Source organism: Bacillus sp. CCB-MMP212, from assembly GCF_022748145.1.
GTDB classification, from domain to species: Bacteria; Bacillota; Bacilli; order Bacillales; family Bacillaceae_G; genus Bacillus_A; species Bacillus_A cereus.
On sequence record NZ_JALDQE010000002.1, the window covers coordinates 240541 to 258963 of the forward strand.

The following is an 18423-nucleotide window of genomic DNA, read 5'->3' on the forward strand; positions in this document are numbered from 1 at the left end:
CATGGCTGTAGAAAATATTACAATGCCTCAGCTCGGGGAGAGCGTTACAGAGGGCACAATTAGTAAATGGCTCGTTAATGTTGGCGATCACGTAAACAAGTATGATCCGCTTGCAGAAGTAATGACTGATAAAGTAAATGCTGAAGTACCATCTTCTTTCACTGGTATTGTGAAAGAGTTAATCGCTGGTGAAGGTGATACGTTAGCTGTAGGTGAAGTAGTTTGTGTGATTCAAGTAGAAGGCGCAGACGAAGTAGCAGCAACAGCTGTTGAGGAAAAAACGAAAGAAGAACCAAAGGCAGCAGCAATTACGCCTGAAAAAGCACCGAAAGTAAAACAACCAACTGATGGAAAACCACGTTTTTCACCAGCTGTGTTAAAACTTGCGGGTGAGCATAACGTTGATTTAGATCTAGTAGAGGGTACGGGAGCAAACGGCCGTATCACTCGTAAAGATATTTTAAAGCTAGTGGAATCTGGAAATATTCCGCAAGCAGGTGCGGCGAAGAAAGATGAAGCTGTAGCGGCGGTAGTAGAAGCTCGCCCAGAAGCACCAAAAGCAGCACCAGTAGCGCAAAAAGGAGAAGCTGCGAAACCAGTTTCTGTACCTACAATGCCTGGAGATATCGAAATTCCAGTCACAGGTGTGCGTAAAGCAATCGCAGCAAACATGTTACGTAGTAAACACGAAGCACCACATGCTTGGATGATGATTGAAGTAGATGTGACAAACCTTGTGTCATACCGTAACTCAATTAAAGGTGACTTTAAGAAGCGTGAAGGCTTTAACTTAACGTTCTTTGCTTTCTTCGTAAAAGCAGTGGCACAAGCGTTAAAAGAGTATCCTCAAATTAATTCAATGTGGGCTGGCGATAAAATTGTTCAGAAGAAAGATATTAACCTTTCTATCGCTGTTGCAACAGAGGAAGAACTATTTGTACCAGTAATTAAGCAAGCGGACGAGAAAACAATTAAAGGTATCGCTCGTGAAATTACAGAACTTGCAGGAAAAGTACGCACGAAATCGTTAAAAGCAGACGAAATGCAAGGTGGAACATTTACAATTAATAACACAGGATCATTCGGTTCTGTTCAATCTATGGGTATTATTAATTACCCACAAGCGGCTATTTTACAAGTTGAATCAATTGTAAAACGCCCAGTAATTATGGATAACGGTATGTTCGGTGCTCGTGACATGGTTAACTTATGTTTATCACTTGATCACCGCGTACTTGATGGTTTAATTTGTGGTAAGTTCTTAGGACGTGTTAAAGAAATTTTGGAAAACATGTCAGAAAATAATACATCTGTATATTAATAAAAAGCTCGCTTATGCGAGCTTTTTATTATCTTATTTCTTCATCTACATCCTACTATATGTATAAATACCTTTCCCAGTAATCTTACAATAAACGATTATGTATTAGGAATTTACGAAAATACATTGCTGATATATGGTATATGGATATAAAATAAGAAAAGAATAATTTTTTTGGCAAATCTTACTGATGAAACTGTAGTATAATATATTGTATTGTATGAAAAAGAGAGTTATTCTATATAAGTGTTTTATAGATAATGTGTAATCAGTCGTCAAAACATGAAGAATGTTGACTCCTGGTTTTTTATTTTTGCCGTAACAATGTTTCAGGAGGATGTCATGAAAAGAAGTACCGAGTTTCTAAAAAGTTTAGATGTAAAATTAATTTTAATTTTGTGTGCACTATGTGTGACGAGTATAGCTGCTATATATAGCAGTCAGCAAACGGGACAGTATGGAGCTGCAAACTTTGCTATGAAACAAGGTGTTAACTACATAATTGGGGTTGTATTGTTACTTCTTGTTGCAAGCATTGATTTAGATCAGTTACAAAAATTATCTTGGCCGCTTTATATTGCTGGGTTTGCTTCACTTATTCTTTTGAAAGTATTACCACCATCAGGTTTTACACCTGAAAAATTAGGTGCAAAAAGATGGTTTGTTTTCCCAGTATTTGGACAAATTCAGCCGTCTGAGTTTTTCAAAATTGCATTGCTACTTGTAGTAGCGAGTATAGCAGTAAAACATAATGCACAGTATATGGCAAGGACATTCCAAACAGATTTAAAGCTAGTAGGTAAAATTATGCTAGTGTCACTTCCACCTATGGCGGTTGTATATAGTCAACCGGATACAGGTATGGTGTTCTTATATGCTGCTGCTATTGCATGTATTTTATTTATGTCAGGTATTCAAAAGAAATTGATAGCATTATGTACAGTTATTCCGTTGACCATATTATCTGCTTTAATATTTATTTTCTTTAAGTATCAAGATTTTTTCTATAATAATTTAGTTACTTTACTAAAACCTCACCAACAGTCGCGTATTGTAGGTTGGTTAAATCCATTTGAAAATGCAGATCAAGGTTATCAAACGCAACAATCGATTTTAGCTGTAGGTAGTGGAGGAATGGAAGGTAAAGGGTTTGGGGGAGGAAGCGTCTATATCCCAGAGAAGCATACTGACTTTATTTTCGCTACAATTGCCGAAGAAGGTGGATTTATCGTAGCAGCGTTAGTTGTCTTCTTGTTCCTGTTGCTACTATATCGAACAATTATTATTGGTTATTCCGCTGATAATTTATTTGGTACATTATTATGCGCTGGATCTATCGGTATATTAACAGTTCAAATATTCCAAAACATCGGTATGATCGTTGGATTAATGCCTGTAAAAGGTATTGCATTACCTTTCTTATCGTATGGGGGAAGTTCCTTATTCTCGAATATGATTATGATGGGGCTAATACTATCGGTACGGAAAACTTATAAAAAATATATGTTTTCAGTTAAGTAAAAAAAGCTGGTTCGTTTTTAAACGAACCAGCTTTTTTTACATATATGCTCATAAACGTTGCAAACTAAAACAGGATAGCAGTTTGAGACGGGTAAGGAGTGCAAAGTGATGCATATGCATATTTTTGAAGGAGCACGGCATCTTTCTAATAGTGAATGGGTTATTCGGGCTATTATAGCATACATATTTTTAATATTAGTTGCGAAAGCAATGGGGCAAAGGTCTATCGCACAACTTCGTTTTTTAGATGTTGTATTAGTGTTATTGCTGGGTGGGAATATTTCTAACGCATTGTCTGATGAAAAAGTAGGGTTACTGGGCTCGATGATTACAACGTTCATACTCGTTGTACTTCATATTATAAGCTCAGTTTTAATGCTGAAATGGGATAGATGGAGACGCTTTTTAGAGCCAGCACCTATCATTCTTATACATAATGGTTCCATTGATTTTAGCAATTTGAAAAAGGCGAGAATTACCGTGGAATATTTGTTTTCGGAACTTCGTATGCGAAATGTGAGCGATATTCAAACGATTAAATTAGCATTATGGGAAGCGAACGGTGTCGTTTCTATATTTCGGTATCCAGAATATGAAGCAGTTTCGCGGCTTGATCTTAAAGTGGCGGGAAGAAAATCTCCAGTTTCTTTTATATTAGTAAAGGATGGGAGGATTCAGAAAGATGTTCTTGCATTATTAGGAAAAACAGAAGCGTGGGCGAGAGAATTTCTAGAGGAGAGTACAGAAGTAGAATCCATTATGTTAGCTACAGTAGATGAATCACATAAAATAAATATTTTGTTAAAAAAATGAAAAATATAAGCATTTTGTCGTTTCGTACATATGATACAATAGTGTGGACAACGAAAAAGGAGGCGATACGGTGGGATATGTAGAAGAATTACGAAAAATAGTTGGTCATCGCCCTTTAATTTTAGTTGGTGCTGTTGTACTCGTTATAGATGAAAATGGTTATGTTTTATTGCAGCAGCGGACAGAGCCGTACGGAAAATGGGGGCTACCTGGCGGGCTAATGGAGCTTAGTGAATCACCAGAAGAAACAGCTTATCGTGAAGTATATGAAGAGACAGGAATAAAAGTGAAGAACTTGCGACTAATCAATGTATTTTCTGGAGCGAACTACTTTACAAAATTAGCAAATGGTGATGAATTTCAATCTGTAACAACCGCCTATTATACGGATGAATACGAAGGGGATTTTGTTATGAATAAAGAAGAAGCTGTTCAGCTTAAATTCTTTTCAGTAACAGAACTACCTGACTATATTGTAGGATCGCATAAAAAAATGATTGTTGAATATATGAAGATTATGGAAAAAAAGATATAATAAAAGTGAAAGAAATACAAAAACACAGCTCTGGTTGGTAGTCCAGACGCATGATTTCATGTCAGTAACCTTCCCCTCCGGGATGTCCCGTATTTCTAATTTTTTAAAGGAGGGGCTGTCAATGGAGTTGACAGTATATCACGATGGCCAATTTTTTGTTGGAATCATTACATGTAAAGAACAAGGGAAATTGTATGGAGCAAGGTATATTTTTGGAGCGGAACCGTCAGATGAAGAAGTGCTTATGTTTGTGAATAGTTCACTTTTAGAGCATTTTCAGCATTTTGCAAAATGTGGTGTAGAAGTTAAAGAAAAACAGCGTCCTAAAAACATAAAGCGTATCATACGACAAGCAGCAAAAGAAACAAATGTTAAACGTTTTACTAAGGCGCAAGAGGCGATTAGTTTATCTTATGAATTGCATAAACAAGAAAAGAAAGTGCAGTCTAAGGAGAAGCGAGAAGCTGAAAAAGAAAGAAGACGTTTAATTAAAGTACAAAAAGCAAAGCAAAAACATCGTGGTCATTAAAGAAAAGGTGTTAGAGCAATTGCTCTAACACCTTTTCTATACTTAAATACAAGTAAACTTACTTGTATTTCATAAACATTAACTGGTAAGATACAAATAGGTAGTTTTAGAGGAGGGAAAAGAGTGATTAATTTTAACTTTTTTATGAATGATGTTGTCCGCCAAGCGCGTGAAGAGATTGTCTCTGCTGGATATACAGAATTGACGACGCCAGAAGCGGTAGAAGAAGCGTTTAAAAGAAATGGAACAACACTTGTAATGGTAAACTCTGTATGTGGTTGTGCAGGTGGTATTGCTCGTCCTGCTGCTGCGCATTCCGTACATTATGATAAACGTCCTAACCACCTTGTAACGGTGTTTGCAGGTCAAGATAAAGAAGCGACAGCAAGAGCGCGTGAATATTTCGAAGGGTACCCACCTTCTTCTCCATCATTTGCTTTATTAAAAGATGGAAAAATTGTAACGATGGTAGAGCGTCATGAAATTGAAGGTCATGAACCGATGCAAGTTATTGCGAAACTACAATCATATTTTGAAGAGAATTGTGAAGAACTATAAAAAATAAGAGAAAAGGCGGCACGTCCACAATCAAGTGGATGTGCCGCCTTTTTTATTTATTATTAAAATTTCAGAGATATGCATAGTTATGTTATTTTATGCATTATTTTATACATAACAAATAGCATTTATATTGTTTTATTATTTATTTTTATTTTATATATTGCATAAAAATAAAAGTGCTGATACAATACAAACATCGAATAAATATTCTATTAAACTTTTAAATATACATTATTAGGGGGAAGAAAGATGAAGAAGTTAGTATCAATATCGTTTGCACTTATTTTAATTGTAAGTATATTCAGCGCTTGTAGTAATGGGGAATCGAAAGAAACAAAAGGAAATAAGAAAGTACTCGTAATGGGGACTTCAGCAGATTATAAACCATATGAATACGTGGAAGCTTCAAAAAGTGATGAAATTATTGGTTTTGATGTTGATGTTGCTAAATATATCGGAAAAGAACTTGGGTATGAAGTGAAAGTGAAAGATATGGATTTTGGTGGTTTATTAGCATCTCTTAGTTCAGGAAAAGTTGATTTCGTAATGGCAGGCATGACGCCAACTGCAGAGCGTAAAAATAATGTTGATTTTACAGATATTTATTTTGTTGCGAAAAATATGGTTGTTTCTAAAAAGGATTCTAACATTAAATCTGTAGAGGATTTAAAAGGGAAAAAAGTAGGGGTACAAACAGGATCTATTCAAGAAGAGAAAGCGGCAGAATTTAAAAAACAAGTAGATTTCCAAGTTGAGGGACGTGACCGTATACCAGAAATCGTACAAGAAATTAAAGCTGGTCGTTTTGACGCTGCAATTATAGAAGACACAGTTGCTAAAAATTATTTAGAGAAAATGAAAGATTTACAAGGAATTGAAATTAAAGAAGCGCCAGAAGAAGTTGGAGCAGCAATTGCCCTTCCGAAAAACAGTGATAAAACAGCTGAATTTAATAAAGTAATTAAAAAAATGCAAGAAAATGGAGAAATGGATAAATTAGTGAAGAAATGGTTTGGCAGCGGAAAATAAGCTGCCTTTCACTTTTCTGTGAGGGGAATGAAAAGAATGAACTTAGATTTTTCGGCGATTACGCCTTCGATACCATATATACTAAAAGGTTTAGAAGTTACTTTGAAAATTGTAGCGGTATCAGCTTTAGCAGGATTTATTTTAGGAACGTTATTAGCACTTTGTAAAATTGCTAGAATACGAGCATTAAATATAGCAGCAGATTTTTATACATCAATTTTTCGTGGTACACCACTTGTATTGCAATTAATGATTATTTATTTCGGTGTCCCGCAAATAATTGGTTATGAAATACCAGCATTCTTAGCAGCTGTACTTGCATTTAGCTTGAATTCAGGTGCATACATGTCAGAAGTAATTCGTGCTGGTATTCAAGCAGTTGATAAAGGACAAACAGAAGCAGCAATGGCTTTAGGGATACCATACGGAAAAATGATGAGAAATATTATTTTCCCTCAAGCATTAAAAAATATATTACCAGCGCTTGTGAACGAATTTGCGACACTTACGAAAGAATCAGCTGTAGTAACAGTAATAGGCGCGACTGATTTAATGCGTCGTGCTTACATTGTAGGTGGTGAGACATTTAAATATCTTGAACCATTACTTTTTGTTGGACTGATTTATTATATGTTAGTCATTATTCTTACATTAGTCGGGAAGGCAATTGAAGGGAGAATGAAGAAAAGTGATTAAAATTGAAAACCTTCATAAATCATTTGGTAAAAACGAAGTATTAAAAGGAATTACAACAACGATTGAAAAAGGGGAAGTAGTTGCAATTATAGGACCTTCTGGATCAGGAAAATCAACATTTTTACGTTGTATGAATATGTTAGAAGCACCAACGGATGGTCACATTTGGATTGGAACGGAGGAAGTAACGAATCCGAAAACGAATGTTATGCATGTTCGTGAAAATGTCGGTATGGTATTTCAGCATTTTCACTTATTTCCTCATATGACTGTATTAGAAAATATTACGTATGCCCCTATCAATGTAAAAGGGGTAACGAAGCAAGAAGCTGAAAAGAAAGCTGAGAAACTTTTAGAAAAGGTTGGATTAGTAGATAAAAAAAATACGTATCCGAATCGTTTGTCGGGAGGACAAAAGCAACGTGTAGCAATTGCAAGAGCGTTAGCGATGGAACCGGAAGTTATGTTATTTGATGAACCGACATCGGCGCTAGATCCAGAGATGGTGAAAGAAGTGTTAGAAGTTATGAAATCGTTAGTTACGACAGGAATGACGATGGCTATTGTTACACATGAAATGGGCTTTGCAAAAGAAGTGGCAGATCGTGTTCTTTTCTTGGACGGAGGAAAGCTTGTAGAAGATAGTGCGCCAGAAGAATTTTTTGCAGCGCCGAAAAGTGAACGTGCGCAACAATTTTTACAAAAAATATTGTAATATGAAAAGGTTATGTGAATAATAAGTAGAAAAGGATGACATTGTGTCATCCTTTTTTTATACTAGCTGTAAATACGTTTATACATATAGGAGCAATGATATGTTCAAAATTGGATACCGTACAGTAAAAACAGCAATAGGGACAGGCGCGGCAGTTTTTATTGCTCAGTTATTAGGATTAGAATTTTATAGTTCAGCAGGTATTTTAGTTATTTTATGTGTACAAAATACGAAGCGCAAATCGCTTCAAGTGTCGTTACATCGTTTTCTAGCGTGTGTATTATCAATGGTATTCGCGTTTTGTATTTTTGAAACGATCGGCTATACACCACTTGCAATTAGTATATTGTTACTTACATTTATTCCGACTGCAGTAATGCTTAAAATTCAAGAAGGTATTGTCACGAGTTCAGTTATTGTTATGCATCTATATTCATTGAAGCAAATTACATGGCTTATAGTTGGAAATGAAATTGCTATATTAACAATAGGAATTAGCGTGGCGTTATTAGTAAATATGTATATGCCGAGTAGTGAAAATAAGCTAAAAGAGTATCAGGATAAAATAGAGAGTAATTTTAAAACGATTTTGTTTGAAATGGTTGTGTATTTACGAAATCGAGAAAGTAGTTGGAGTGGAGCAGAACTCATTGAAACCGAGAATATGTTAAATGAAGCAAGAGATTTATCGTTTAAAAAACTTGAGAATGCATTTATGCGAGAAGATGATTATTACTATCGTTATTTTAATATGCGTATGCAACAATTCGAAATTTTAGAGCGAATGATACCATTAGCAGCTTCTTTATCGTGGACGTATGAACAAGCTGACATGATTGCAGATGTTGTTGAAAACATTGGTAATGCTATTAGCCCTGAGAGTACAGGCGTTATTTCCTTAAGGCAGCTTCAAGAAATGAGGGAATTATTTAGAGACATGCCATTGCCAGCTACACGCGAAGAATTTGAGATACGTGCGAAACTTGTTCAACTTGTGTATGAAATGGAACAATATTTACTCATTAAAAGTCGCTTTAAGGGAAAGGATAATATAAAAGAACTTATATAGAAGGTAGGAATTATCTATGCCGTATCTTCTCTCTATCATATTATGTCTTTCTTTATCACCGATTTGGCCTCTTGGGGATAATCCACGTGCCGGAGATCCTTTTATTATTGTAAATAAAGCAACGAATAAATTAGCTTACATTGACGATGGAAAGATTCAAAAGGTTTTTCCAGTAGCGACAGGGAAAACGAATGAATTAACTCCAGAAGGAACTTTTGATGTTGTAATGAAAGCGAAGGATCCGTATTACATTGCGAAGGATATTCCAGGTGGATCGCCAAAAAATCCACTTGGATCAAGGTGGATTGGATTTAATGCAAGAGGAACTGATGGAAGTAAATATGGAATACATGGAACAAACCAACCGAGTTCAATTGGAAAGTATATTTCACAAGGATGTATAAGAATGAAGAAAAACGATGTGGAATATTTGTTTGATCGTATTCCAATTGGAACGAAAGTATGGATTGTGAAATCGAAAAAATCATTTCAGCAATTGGCAAAAGAAAAAGGAGCCGTTGCATATGAAGAAGCCAACGAAAAGGTTGGCTTTTTCTATTGTAATAAGTTGTCTTGACATGTGTACATAACCATGCGTTAATGAAAGTATAGAAAGATAAAATTAGATAAAGGGGTTGCTCATATGTACTTGAATCCAAAACTTTCGTATATGCAGTTTTTTATGGGATTTCTATTTGTTATTACATTCATATTGGCAACTTTTAATATATGTTCTTATCTTGTAGCGATTGTATGTATGGCATTACTTAATCTCACTTTTGTTATTGGGGCATTTCAGCAGAAACAATATACAAGTTTTGTAATAGCACTTGTAATGTCATTTTCCTTTAGTATTGTAGCGATTGTGTTTTATATAAAATAAACCATCTCGATGTCGAGATGGTTTATTTTGTCATGTGTAAAAAGTAAAAAAAGGACGAACACATCGCCCTTTTTACCAAAACATACTCGCGCCAGCAAGTAATGTTGTTACAAGCATAGAAATTAGCATCACATAAACCATAATTTTTTGAGCTTTTTTATGCATCGTTATACCTCCTTGCAAATCAGTACAATTTCATTGTAACGAGAAATGAAATTATGGACAAGGGGAGAGTAAGGACAAAATTCGGGAAGGGGTTGCAAAATATAACAGGAAATTTGAGTGTGTGTAGAGAATATAGTAAAAGGGTATATTGTTAATTTTTAGTTGGGCAAGCTGAAGAATGGAGATACGATGATGAAAATATACGAAACAGATCGTTTATATTTAAAGGAAATTGATGAGTCGTATGCTGAAACAGTTCTTCAATATTACGACAGAAATCGTGAGTTTTTAAAAGCTTGGGAAGAGTATAGACCGGATGATTTTTTTACGCTAGATTATCAAAAGAAAAAGTTGCAAAAGGATAGAAAAGAGTTCGAAGAAGGGAAAATCATCAGACTATGGATTTTTAAAAAGGGTGATGATACGAAAATAATTGGGTGTATTTCATTTAATTTAATCGTTCGTGGCATTTATCAATCTTGTGTACTCGGTTATAAATTAGATAAAGCAGAGTTAAACAAAGGGTATACGACAGAAGCGCTTAGAAAAGCAATTCAAGTTGCTTTTGAGGGATTTCAGTTACATCGTATAGAAGCTCCGATTATGCCTCGTAATTTAGCATCTATACAAGTAGTGACGAAGATAGGTTTTCAATATGAAGGCGTGTCTAGGAAGATGTTAATGGTAAATGGCGTGTGGGAGGATCATATGCGCTGGGTATTGTTAAATGAGTAATAGAAAGCAGATGGTTATCTAGACATGTAAACCATCTGTTTTTTGTCTTGTATTTCGAAACTTTTGCGAAATTCTGTTATAATTAATAGTGTTACATACATAATGGTAGTGCAGGAGGCGCAGTCTTATGATTAATCAAGAACGTTTAGTAAATGAATTTATGGAATTAGTACAAGTAGATTCTGAAACGAAATTTGAAGCAGAAATCTGCAAAGTATTAACGAAGAAATTTACAGATTTAGGTGTAGAAGTATTTGAAGATGACACAATGGCTGTAACTGGTCATGGTGCAGGTAACTTAATTTGTACTTTACCAGCAACAAAAGATGGTGTTGATACAATTTACTTTACTTCTCATATGGATACAGTAGTTCCTGGTAATGGAATTAAGCCTTCTATTAAAGATGGATATATCGTATCAGATGGTACAACAATTTTGGGCGCGGATGATAAAGCTGGATTAGCATCAATGTTCGAAGCAATCCGTGTTTTAAAAGAGAAAAATATCTCTCACGGTAAAATTGAATTTATTATTACAGTCGGAGAAGAATCAGGTCTTGTTGGTGCAAAAGCTTTAGATCGTGAGCGTATTACAGCGAAGTATGGCTACGCATTAGATAGCGATGGAAAAGTTGGTGAAATCGTTGTTGCAGCTCCAACACAAGCGAAAGTGAACGCAATTATTCGCGGGAAAACAGCTCACGCTGGTGTAGCACCGGAGAAAGGTGTATCTGCAATTACTATCGCAGCGAAAGCAATTGCGAAGATGCCACTTGGTCGCATTGACTCTGAAACGACTGCAAACATTGGACGTTTTGAAGGTGGTACACAAACGAATATCGTTTGCGATCATGTACAAATCTTTGCAGAAGCTCGTTCTTTAATCAATGAGAAAATGGAAGCACAAGTTGCGAAAATGAAAGAAGCATTTGAAACAACTGCAAAAGAAATGGGTGGTCATGCAGACGTTGAAGTAAACGTTATGTACCCAGGATTTAAATTTGCTGATGGCGATCACGTTGTAGAAGTTGCAAAACGTGCAGCTGAAAAAATTGGTCGTACACCTTCTCTTCACCAAAGTGGTGGCGGAAGTGATGCAAACGTAATTGCAGGACACGGTATCCCAACAGTTAACTTGGCAGTTGGTTATGAAGAAATTCATACAACAAACGAGAAGATTCCTGTTGAAGAGTTAGCAAAAACAGCAGAATTAGTTGTTGCAATTATTGAAGAAGTAGCGAAGTAATAGAATAGAAAAAGCGTGTAAATCAATTGTGATTTACACGCTTTTTATTTTGATTCGATTGTTTTTACAAGGCGTATAAGCCAATACAAGAAAAATCATAGCAGTATATAATATTAGACGAGAGAAAAATCCAAACGTATTCATGTTGAAAATTGGAAGGAGTAAATAATTAATTATGATGATTAATATAACTACAAGGAACATATAGTTAATTTCACCATAATCAGCCTCTTTCACATGTGTATCCTCTTTATATGGATTATAAAAAAGAACAAGTAATTATTATAACTATTGTGCAAAATTTGATATAATAAAAGAACGAACGTTCTGATTAGGGGGTGAGTACTATGCGAGAAATGTATCCGAAAAATGGTCGTGTAATTTTACATGTAGATATGAATTGCTTTTTCGCATCTGTTGAAATTGCTCATGATCCATCATTACAAGGAAAGCCATTAGCGGTTGCTGGAAATGAAAAAGAGAGAAAAGGAATTATTATAACATGTAGTTATGAGGCGAGAGAATACGGAATACGTACGACGATGCCCCTTTGGGAAGCGAAAAGGTTATGCCCGCAATTAGTTGTAAGGCGTCCTAATTTCGCATTATATCGCGAAGCTTCATTTCAAATGTTTCAAGTCCTTTCCCGTTTTACAGAAAAGATACAACCAGTCTCAATAGATGAAGGATATTTAGATATTACAGATTGCTACGCACTTGGTTCTCCTCTTGAAATAGCAAAGATGATTCAACAAGCACTATTAACAGAGTTGCAGCTTCCGTGTAGTATTGGAATCGCTCCAAATCTTTTCCTAGCAAAGACCGCTTCAGATATGAAAAAACCACTTGGTATTACCGTGCTTCGAAAACGCGATATTCCAGAACTGATTTGGCCACGTCCAGTTGGAGCAATGCATGGAATTGGTGAGAAAACAGCTGAAAAATTAAATGATATTCATATACAGACAATTGAACAGTTGGCAAAGGGAGACGAGCATATCATTCGCGCTAAAATTGGCAAGCACGGTGTTGATTTGCAAAGGCGTGCAAAAGGTATGGATGATAGGGAAGTGGATCCGAGTCAAATGGGACAGCATAAAAGTGTCGGTAACTCGATGACTTTTTCAAAGGATATGGATGAAGAGAAAGAATTACTTGATATGTTAGAACGTTTATCAAAGTCAGTGAGTAAAAGGTTACAAAAGCGAACCCTTGTCAGCTATAATATTCAAATTATGATTAAATACCATGATAGGCGAACAGTAACACGGAGTAAGCAATTGAAAAATGCGATTTGGGAAGAACGCGATATTTTTCAAGCAGCATCCCGTTTATGGAAGCAACATTGGGATGGTGATTCCGTTCGTTTACTAGGTGTTACAGCTACTGAAATAGAGTGGAAGACAGAATCGGTGAAACAATTAGATTTGTTTTCATTTGAAGAGGATGCAAAAAAAGAACCGCTACTTGCTGTCATTGATCAAATTAATGATAAGTATGGAACACCACTTTTACAACGAGGTAGTCAACTACTACGTAAGCAAGAGAAGTCGTTTCAACAAAAGTTAGAAAATAAATTTATGTAGAAGGTGTCATGAAGTAGTAAAAATCATGACACCTTTCCTATTTAACTCGCTTCTAAATCTAAAGAAGTCTTCCATCCAGCTCCAGTAACGCCAGATTCTAATAGCATTCTACTTACTATTTTTTCAATTAAGATAGCTGCATTTGTCTTGCAATGTAATGTAGCCTGTATACAAACTTTTTGATTAGAATCTACATCTTCACTATACAACTCTTTTAAACTGAGCCCTTCTGTACTTACCATATGCATAAGTAAAAAACGAATATGTGCTTCAGTTTCTTCTGAACAAGTAAGGGAAAGTAAGTAGTTCGTTTGTTCAGGTGATTCTTCTTTTGATTTTTTATTCATAAAAAGAGCAATTGGGCGAAGAAGTATATTTGCTAGTAACACGCCGGCTGCACCTAATATAGCTGCAACGAGGAAACCAGCGCCCGTAAGAGTACCGACAGCAGCTGCACACCATAAAGTAGCTGCCGTATTTAGCCCTCTAATACTAAAACCATCGCGGATAATAACGCCACCCCCTAAAAAACCAATGCCACTAACGACTTGAGCAGCAATGCGTGAGGGGCTAGCATCATGATCAAGCATGACGGATAATAAAACAAATATACAGGCACCAAGTGATACGAGAGCATTTGTCCGTAACCCAGCCATTCGATGTCTCCATTGTCTTTCCATTCCGATGCAAGCTCCTACAATAATTGCTATAACTAATCTGAATATAATGTCGTACCATACCATCATGGTTACCTCCATATATAAATATGTGTTATGTCTTTTAGAATGAGCGGGGAATACCCACTCATTCTTATTTTTACAACCAGCTATGAAACTTTTTAATATAAAGCTTTTTCAGGAATTGTGTTAAAAAAGCGTAGCCTAATAGTATTCCTACTAACCAAGGGAAGTAGCTAAGTGGCAATGCTTGTAAACCAACGGCTACACCAAGTGGTGAGAATGGAATATAAATCCCGATTGCCATAATAAGAGCGGTTAATAAAACGACGGGTGTTGATGCAGCGCTTTGAATAAATGGAATCTTCTGTGTTCGTATCATGTGAACAATTAAAGTTTGTGTTAACAATCCAACCACAAACCAACCGGACTGGAATAATGATTGCTCGCTCGGTGTATTTGCGCCAAATACATTCCACATGACTACGTATGTGATAATATCAAATATGGAACTAATTGGGCCGATACAAATAATGAAGTTTCGTAAGTTTGCAGTATCCCATTTTCGGGGTTTTTCTAGAAACTCTTTATCCATTTTGTCCCATGGAATAGAAAGTTGTGAAATATCATAAAGTAAGTTTTGAATTAAAAGATGAATGGCAAGCATCGGTAAAAAAGGAATGAAAGCACTTGCTACTAACACGCTAAACACATTACCGAAGTTAGAGCTAGCTGTCATCTTAATATATTTTAAAATATTTCCGAATGTAGTACGTCCTTCTACAATCCCGGCTTCTAATATAGTTAAACTTTTTTCGAGTAGAATAATATCAGAAGCTTCTTTCGCAATATCAGTAGCAGTATCAACAGATATTCCGACATCAGCTTCACGTAATGCTACAGCATCGTTAATGCCATCTCCCATGTAACCTACAGTGTGTCCGTTTCCTTGTAATGCGTGTATAATGCGAGATTTTTGCATTGGATTAAGCTTCGCAAATACAGTCGTTTCTTCAGCAAGTTTTGCTAATGCTTTATCTGGTAAAGAATCAATCTCGTAACCGAGGATTGGTTCGCCGATATCTAATCCAACTTCTTTACAAACTTTTCGTGTAACAATTTCGTTATCGCCAGTTAAAATTTTTACTTGTACACCATGCTTTTGTAATGCTTGAATTGCAGCTGCTGCAGATGGTTTCGGTGGATCTAAAAAGCCGATATATCCAGCGAGAATCATATCAGTTTCGTCTTTTACTGCGTACTCTTTATCATTTATGTTTCTATCTTTTTTATAAGCCACAGCAATAACCCGCATACCTTCACTATTCAATGTCTCGCTTAGTTTTTTGACATTTGAGCGTATTTCCTCAGTGAGTGTAACGATTTTTTTATCCACTTCAGTGTAGTTGCAAATTGATAAAATTTCTTCTACGGCACCTTTACAAACCATTGTATGTTCACCTGAAATATCTTTTACGATGACTGACATACGCCGGCGGGCGAAATCGAATGGAATTTCATCTAGCTTTTGAAAAGCTGATGGGTCAAATGTATTGTTTTCCTCTGTATGCTTAATAACAGCTTTATCTATTAAGTTTTTCAATCCAGTTTGATAGAAACTATTTAAATAGGCAAATTGCAAGACGCGATTGCATTTATTTCCATTAGGATCTAAGTGACGAACAAGGATAACGTTATCTTCTGTTAAAGTTCCGGTTTTATCTGTACAAAGAATATTCATAGCACCTAAGTTTTGAATAGAATTTAGTTGCTTCACAATTACTTTTTGTTTAGACATGTTAACGGCACCTTTAGCTAAATTAGCAGTTACAATCATTGGCAACATTTCAGGTGTAAGGCCAACAGCCACGGCAATAGCGAAGAAGAAAGCTTCTTGCCAATCTCCTTTTGTGAATCCGTTAATGAGAAGGACAATAGGCGCCATAATAAGCATGAATGTAATTAAGAGCCAGCTTACTTTGTTTACACCTTTATCAAAGCTTGTTTCTACCCGCTTTCCGATTACCTTATTTGCTAAAGAGCCGAAATACGTATCAGTACTTGTTGAGATGACAACAGCTTTTGCGCTACCACTTACAATATTTGTTCCCATGAAACAAAGGTTTTCCATATCGAGTGGATTGTAATTTTTTTTCATGTTTTTCGGTAAGATATGCTTATTTTCTGTATGGTAGCAGTTTTCGTATTTTTCTACAGGAAGTGCTTCCCCTGTTAAAGAAGATTGATTAACAAATAAATCTTTAGCGGATACAATACGCACATCGGCTGGAACGATATCACCTGCTGAAAGGGAAATAATATCGCCAGGTACAAGTTCCTCAATTGGAATTTCTGTTGTGTAATTTCGATTTAAATTCGTTACATTTTTTATTTCATGTACAAATCCATTTATTCTAAATACGCTCGCAGTTGTTCGAACCATAGCTTTTAATTTATCGGCAGCTTTTTGAGAACGAAATTCTTGGGAAAACCGAATCGTTGCACTAAGTAGGACCATTACAGATACGACAATTGTTCCTTGCATATCATCCGTGAAAAAGGAGAGTGCTCCAAGAGCTAATAAAACGAAAATAAATGGATTTTTAAATGCTAACAGAAGCTGAATGTACCACGGTGCCATTTTATTATGAGCTATTTCGTTCGGGCCATATAAAGAAAGTCTACGAGACGCTTCTTGTTTAGATAATCCATCTTGAGATGTTTCTAAAAGTTTTAACGCAGAGCTTATATCTTGTGTTGCAACCTCCACTAATAATTCGTTATTTGTTTTCATGCTATCTTGCTCATAAGCATGCTTTGTTTCTTGTCTTTGTAAATTAAACATCGGTAGTTCCTCCTCTGTCATGAAGGAGGAAACAATCTGTTACCTAACTATTTGAAATGGTGAGGAACAGTTTCTTTCCTACCTACATGATGAAATATGAATGTAAAACGTATGGGTATCTGGGCCGAATCATCAATTGCCAACTGTTCCTCACCTCCGTACAATTTAGTAGTTTCTGAATATGCTATGTTTGTTTCATAGTAAGGTGCATATAGACGTAAAAAGACCTTTACTCAAAACGAGTAAAGGTCTGAATTCGCAGTTAAAAGAGTCCACAACAAAGACTGCTAGTAGACATAAATAAAAACAGTTTTTGTGTATGACAAAATACATGCACCTCTCCCTCGTTGAGTTTTAGCACTGTATAGCATAGGTACTGAAACCAGCTACGTTAAAAAAGGCCTTCATTCCGACCTTTCCTGTTGACCCATTGGCGTCTCTCGACATTTTTGGGCAGCAGCGTTTCTCTATACAGGAGCCTCACCTAACAGAGACCATATTCAATTACATGTTGAATGTTAGCACTGTAAAATCGTAGTGTCAATATCTTTTTTATCTGTGTTTTTAAAATATTAAATGGATTTATAATAGATATATGGGATGAAATGCATGATATTAATTATAAATAATGTGGAAAATAAATATTTTTATAAAAGGGGAATTTGTAATGGTACCACAAAATTTTATTATAAATATTGAGAATCAAAAGTGGTTGTTTAATGAGCAGGAAGATTTATGTTCTCACGGGGAAATTTATTTAAATGTGGATGGAACGATTATTACACAAACAGGTATGGATGAGGAATGGGGAATAAGTGAATCAGCTTTAGCTCTGTTACGAACTTTAGATAAAGAATATATTTGTGATATTGAAAATGAAGAGGGGCTTATTTTGCACGGATGTGGCACTATGCTCATGTTAGGATGCCCAATTTTAATTCATTGGACTATAAACCATATAGGTGAAAATGTGGTTTTAAAGGATTTTGTCAAAGTTATTTCTACTGATCAAAAGGCTATATACTATGAAGGGCTTCATATAGAAGTAAATGAAAATGAATATAGAAAACAAATTGTTTCTTTTGCGCTACAAGCAAAAGAATTATTCAATAAATCAAGTGAAAAGATAATTTTAGATGAGTTTGATCAAAGTATGTATACAGACTTTTGGACGGAATATAATCATTTGCTAAATAAGTATAAATAAAAAAGCACTGTAACCAGTGCTTTTTTATTATAGATTACGAGATTGTAGGGTTTTCAAAAATAACAATCTCTGAACTGTTTGTAGTTGAAACGCGTTGGGCGTAATATGTTAAAGCTGAAGAAATATATGCTGGTAACGTATCATTTGTATGTGATGTTGTATATTCATGGATTAATTCCTTTAAAGTTGTCCATTCTAATTGTGCTGGGTGATCAGACACGAAAGAACTTACCCAGCGATCAAATGAAGATGAAAAATCAGTTTGTAAACGAAATACTTCTTTCATAATA

Annotated in this window: 20 protein-coding genes, 1 pseudogene and 1 riboswitch; of the genes and pseudogenes, 16 read left to right on the forward strand and 5 right to left on the reverse strand. The window is 35.5% G+C overall.

Translation table 11 applies throughout. The features are described 5' to 3' along the window. The first annotated feature begins 1 nt into the window (after position 1). The 12 genes from MRP26_RS06035 to MRP26_RS06090 all read left to right on the forward strand — a co-directional run bounded on the left by MRP26_RS06035 (position 2) and on the right by MRP26_RS06090 (position 9672). Entirely contained in the window at positions 2-1321 is a 1320-nt protein-coding gene (locus MRP26_RS06035; protein WP_078400969.1) for a dihydrolipoamide acetyltransferase family protein, read from the forward strand. Between the two features lie 342 nt (positions 1322-1663). Further along, the gene (locus MRP26_RS06040) at positions 1664-2842 is read left to right on the forward strand and encodes an FtsW/RodA/SpoVE family cell cycle protein (RefSeq protein ID WP_000831181.1); all 1179 of its coding nucleotides are present in this window, start codon (positions 1664-1666) and stop codon (positions 2840-2842) included. Between the two features lie 108 nt (positions 2843-2950). Further along, positions 2951-3655: a DUF421 domain-containing protein gene (locus tag MRP26_RS06045; protein ID WP_069356182.1), complete on the forward strand. Its 705-nt coding sequence runs from the start codon at positions 2951-2953 to the stop codon at positions 3653-3655. 70 nt (positions 3656-3725) lie between these two features. After that, positions 3726-4190, forward strand: a complete 465-nt coding sequence (locus tag MRP26_RS06050; protein ID WP_065229330.1) for an NUDIX hydrolase — start codon at positions 3726-3728, stop codon at positions 4188-4190. A gap of 121 nt (positions 4191-4311) precedes the next feature. Then, positions 4312-4719, forward strand: coding sequence for a YjdF family protein (locus MRP26_RS06055; protein ID WP_000424203.1), 408 nt, complete (start codon positions 4312-4314; stop codon positions 4717-4719). A 144-nt stretch (positions 4720-4863) separates the two neighbouring features. Continuing rightward, positions 4864-5277, forward strand: coding sequence for a BrxA/BrxB family bacilliredoxin (locus MRP26_RS06060; RefSeq protein ID WP_001979317.1), 414 nt, complete (start codon positions 4864-4866; stop codon positions 5275-5277). Between the two features lie 252 nt (positions 5278-5529). Further along, the gene (locus MRP26_RS06065; protein ID WP_000737678.1) at positions 5530-6309 is read left to right on the forward strand and encodes a transporter substrate-binding domain-containing protein; all 780 of its coding nucleotides are present in this window, start codon (positions 5530-5532) and stop codon (positions 6307-6309) included. 36 nt (positions 6310-6345) lie between these two features. Then, positions 6346-7005, forward strand: coding sequence for an amino acid ABC transporter permease (locus tag MRP26_RS06070; protein ID WP_001046915.1), 660 nt, complete (start codon positions 6346-6348; stop codon positions 7003-7005). Then, the gene (locus MRP26_RS06075) at positions 6998-7720 is read left to right on the forward strand and encodes an amino acid ABC transporter ATP-binding protein (protein WP_000590203.1); all 723 of its coding nucleotides are present in this window, start codon (positions 6998-7000) and stop codon (positions 7718-7720) included. The genes MRP26_RS06070 and MRP26_RS06075 overlap by 8 nt, the downstream gene beginning before the upstream one ends. A 100-nt stretch (positions 7721-7820) precedes the next feature. Beyond that, positions 7821-8789, forward strand: coding sequence for an aromatic acid exporter family protein (locus tag MRP26_RS06080; protein WP_000472671.1), 969 nt, complete (start codon positions 7821-7823; stop codon positions 8787-8789). A 16-nt stretch (positions 8790-8805) separates the two neighbouring features. After that, positions 8806-9366, forward strand: a complete 561-nt coding sequence (locus MRP26_RS06085) for a L,D-transpeptidase (RefSeq protein ID WP_001146564.1) — start codon at positions 8806-8808, stop codon at positions 9364-9366. A gap of 66 nt (positions 9367-9432) precedes the next feature. Next, entirely contained in the window at positions 9433-9672 is a 240-nt protein-coding gene (locus MRP26_RS06090; protein WP_000281167.1) for a DUF3894 domain-containing protein, read from the forward strand. 72 nt (positions 9673-9744) lie between these two features. Here MRP26_RS06090 and prli42 read toward each other — a convergent pair whose 3' ends face one another. Further along, entirely contained in the window at positions 9745-9837 is a 93-nt protein-coding gene (gene prli42 / locus MRP26_RS06095; RefSeq protein WP_000549037.1) for a stressosome-associated protein Prli42, read from the reverse strand. A 189-nt stretch (positions 9838-10026) separates the two neighbouring features. On the opposite strand from prli42, the gene MRP26_RS06100 reads away from it, so the two are divergent. Both MRP26_RS06100 and MRP26_RS06105 read left to right on the forward strand, forming a co-directional pair. Beyond that, entirely contained in the window at positions 10027-10572 is a 546-nt protein-coding gene (locus MRP26_RS06100) for a GNAT family N-acetyltransferase (protein WP_025118231.1), read from the forward strand. A 127-nt stretch (positions 10573-10699) separates the two neighbouring features. Further along, positions 10700-11818, forward strand: coding sequence for a tripeptidase T (locus tag MRP26_RS06105; RefSeq protein WP_000609816.1), 1119 nt, complete (start codon positions 10700-10702; stop codon positions 11816-11818). A gap of 44 nt (positions 11819-11862) precedes the next feature. On the opposite strand, the pseudogene MRP26_RS31015 reads toward MRP26_RS06105, so the two are convergent. Beyond that, a pseudogene (locus MRP26_RS31015) lies at positions 11863-12055 on the reverse strand (hypothetical protein). 110 nt (positions 12056-12165) lie between these two features. Here MRP26_RS31015 and MRP26_RS06110 point away from each other — a divergent pair. Beyond that, positions 12166-13404 carry a DNA polymerase IV gene (locus MRP26_RS06110; RefSeq protein WP_069356180.1) on the forward strand — a complete coding sequence of 413 codons (1239 nt, stop codon included), beginning with the start codon at positions 12166-12168 and terminating at the stop codon, positions 13402-13404. Positions 13405-13445: 41 nt separating this feature from the next. On the opposite strand, the gene MRP26_RS06115 is transcribed toward MRP26_RS06110, so the two are convergent. Both MRP26_RS06115 and mgtA read right to left on the reverse strand, forming a co-directional pair. Continuing rightward, positions 13446-14147: an MgtC/SapB family protein gene (locus MRP26_RS06115; protein WP_140155615.1), complete on the reverse strand. Its 702-nt coding sequence runs from the start codon at positions 14145-14147 to the stop codon at positions 13446-13448. A gap of 73 nt (positions 14148-14220) precedes the next feature. Further along, positions 14221-16926 carry a magnesium-translocating P-type ATPase gene (gene mgtA / locus MRP26_RS06120; protein WP_242806039.1) on the reverse strand — a complete coding sequence of 902 codons (2706 nt, stop codon included), beginning with the start codon at positions 16924-16926 and terminating at the stop codon, positions 14221-14223. A gap of 331 nt (positions 16927-17257) precedes the next feature. Further along, positions 17258-17425: riboswitch (M-box (ykoK) riboswitch) on the reverse strand. Between the two features lie 168 nt (positions 17426-17593). Between mgtA and MRP26_RS06125 the strand changes: the two genes are divergently transcribed. Continuing rightward, positions 17594-18133 carry a hypothetical protein gene (locus tag MRP26_RS06125; RefSeq protein WP_048563888.1) on the forward strand — a complete coding sequence of 180 codons (540 nt, stop codon included), beginning with the start codon at positions 17594-17596 and terminating at the stop codon, positions 18131-18133. Positions 18134-18167: 34 nt separating this feature from the next. On the opposite strand, the gene MRP26_RS06130 is transcribed toward MRP26_RS06125, so the two are convergent. Then, positions 18168-18419 (reverse strand): DUF3932 family protein, encoded by a 252-nt coding sequence (locus tag MRP26_RS06130; RefSeq protein WP_000665709.1) that lies wholly within the window; start codon positions 18417-18419, stop codon positions 18168-18170. Positions 18420-18423: the final 4 nt, after the last annotated feature.

Coding starts and splice junctions, on each gene's coding strand:
- MRP26_RS06090 (WP_000281167.1), top strand. CDS start 9,433: ATGTACTTGAATCCAAAACTTTCGTATATGCAGTTTTTTATGGGATTT.
- MRP26_RS06130 (WP_000665709.1), bottom strand. CDS start 18,419: ATGAAAGAAGTATTTCGTTTACAAACTGATTTTTCATCTTCATTTGAT.
- MRP26_RS06040 (WP_000831181.1), top strand. CDS start 1,664: ATGAAAAGAAGTACCGAGTTTCTAAAAAGTTTAGATGTAAAATTAATT.
- MRP26_RS06035 (WP_078400969.1), top strand. CDS start 2: ATGGCTGTAGAAAATATTACAATGCCTCAGCTCGGGGAGAGCGTTACA.
- MRP26_RS06100 (WP_025118231.1), top strand. CDS start 10,027: ATGATGAAAATATACGAAACAGATCGTTTATATTTAAAGGAAATTGAT.
- MRP26_RS06125 (WP_048563888.1), top strand. CDS start 17,594: ATGGTACCACAAAATTTTATTATAAATATTGAGAATCAAAAGTGGTTG.
- MRP26_RS06070 (WP_001046915.1), top strand. CDS start 6,346: ATGAACTTAGATTTTTCGGCGATTACGCCTTCGATACCATATATACTA.
- MRP26_RS06045 (WP_069356182.1), top strand. CDS start 2,951: ATGCATATGCATATTTTTGAAGGAGCACGGCATCTTTCTAATAGTGAA.
- MRP26_RS06065 (WP_000737678.1), top strand. CDS start 5,530: ATGAAGAAGTTAGTATCAATATCGTTTGCACTTATTTTAATTGTAAGT.
- MRP26_RS06060 (WP_001979317.1), top strand. CDS start 4,864: ATGAATGATGTTGTCCGCCAAGCGCGTGAAGAGATTGTCTCTGCTGGA.
- MRP26_RS06105 (WP_000609816.1), top strand. CDS start 10,700: ATGATTAATCAAGAACGTTTAGTAAATGAATTTATGGAATTAGTACAA.
- MRP26_RS06110 (WP_069356180.1), top strand. CDS start 12,166: ATGCGAGAAATGTATCCGAAAAATGGTCGTGTAATTTTACATGTAGAT.
- mgtA (WP_242806039.1), bottom strand. CDS start 16,926: ATGTTTAATTTACAAAGACAAGAAACAAAGCATGCTTATGAGCAAGAT.
- MRP26_RS06085 (WP_001146564.1), top strand. CDS start 8,806: ATGCCGTATCTTCTCTCTATCATATTATGTCTTTCTTTATCACCGATT.
- prli42 (WP_000549037.1), bottom strand. CDS start 9,837: ATGCATAAAAAAGCTCAAAAAATTATGGTTTATGTGATGCTAATTTCT.
- MRP26_RS06080 (WP_000472671.1), top strand. CDS start 7,821: ATGTTCAAAATTGGATACCGTACAGTAAAAACAGCAATAGGGACAGGC.
- MRP26_RS06055 (WP_000424203.1), top strand. CDS start 4,312: ATGGAGTTGACAGTATATCACGATGGCCAATTTTTTGTTGGAATCATT.
- MRP26_RS06115 (WP_140155615.1), bottom strand. CDS start 14,147: ATGGTATGGTACGACATTATATTCAGATTAGTTATAGCAATTATTGTA.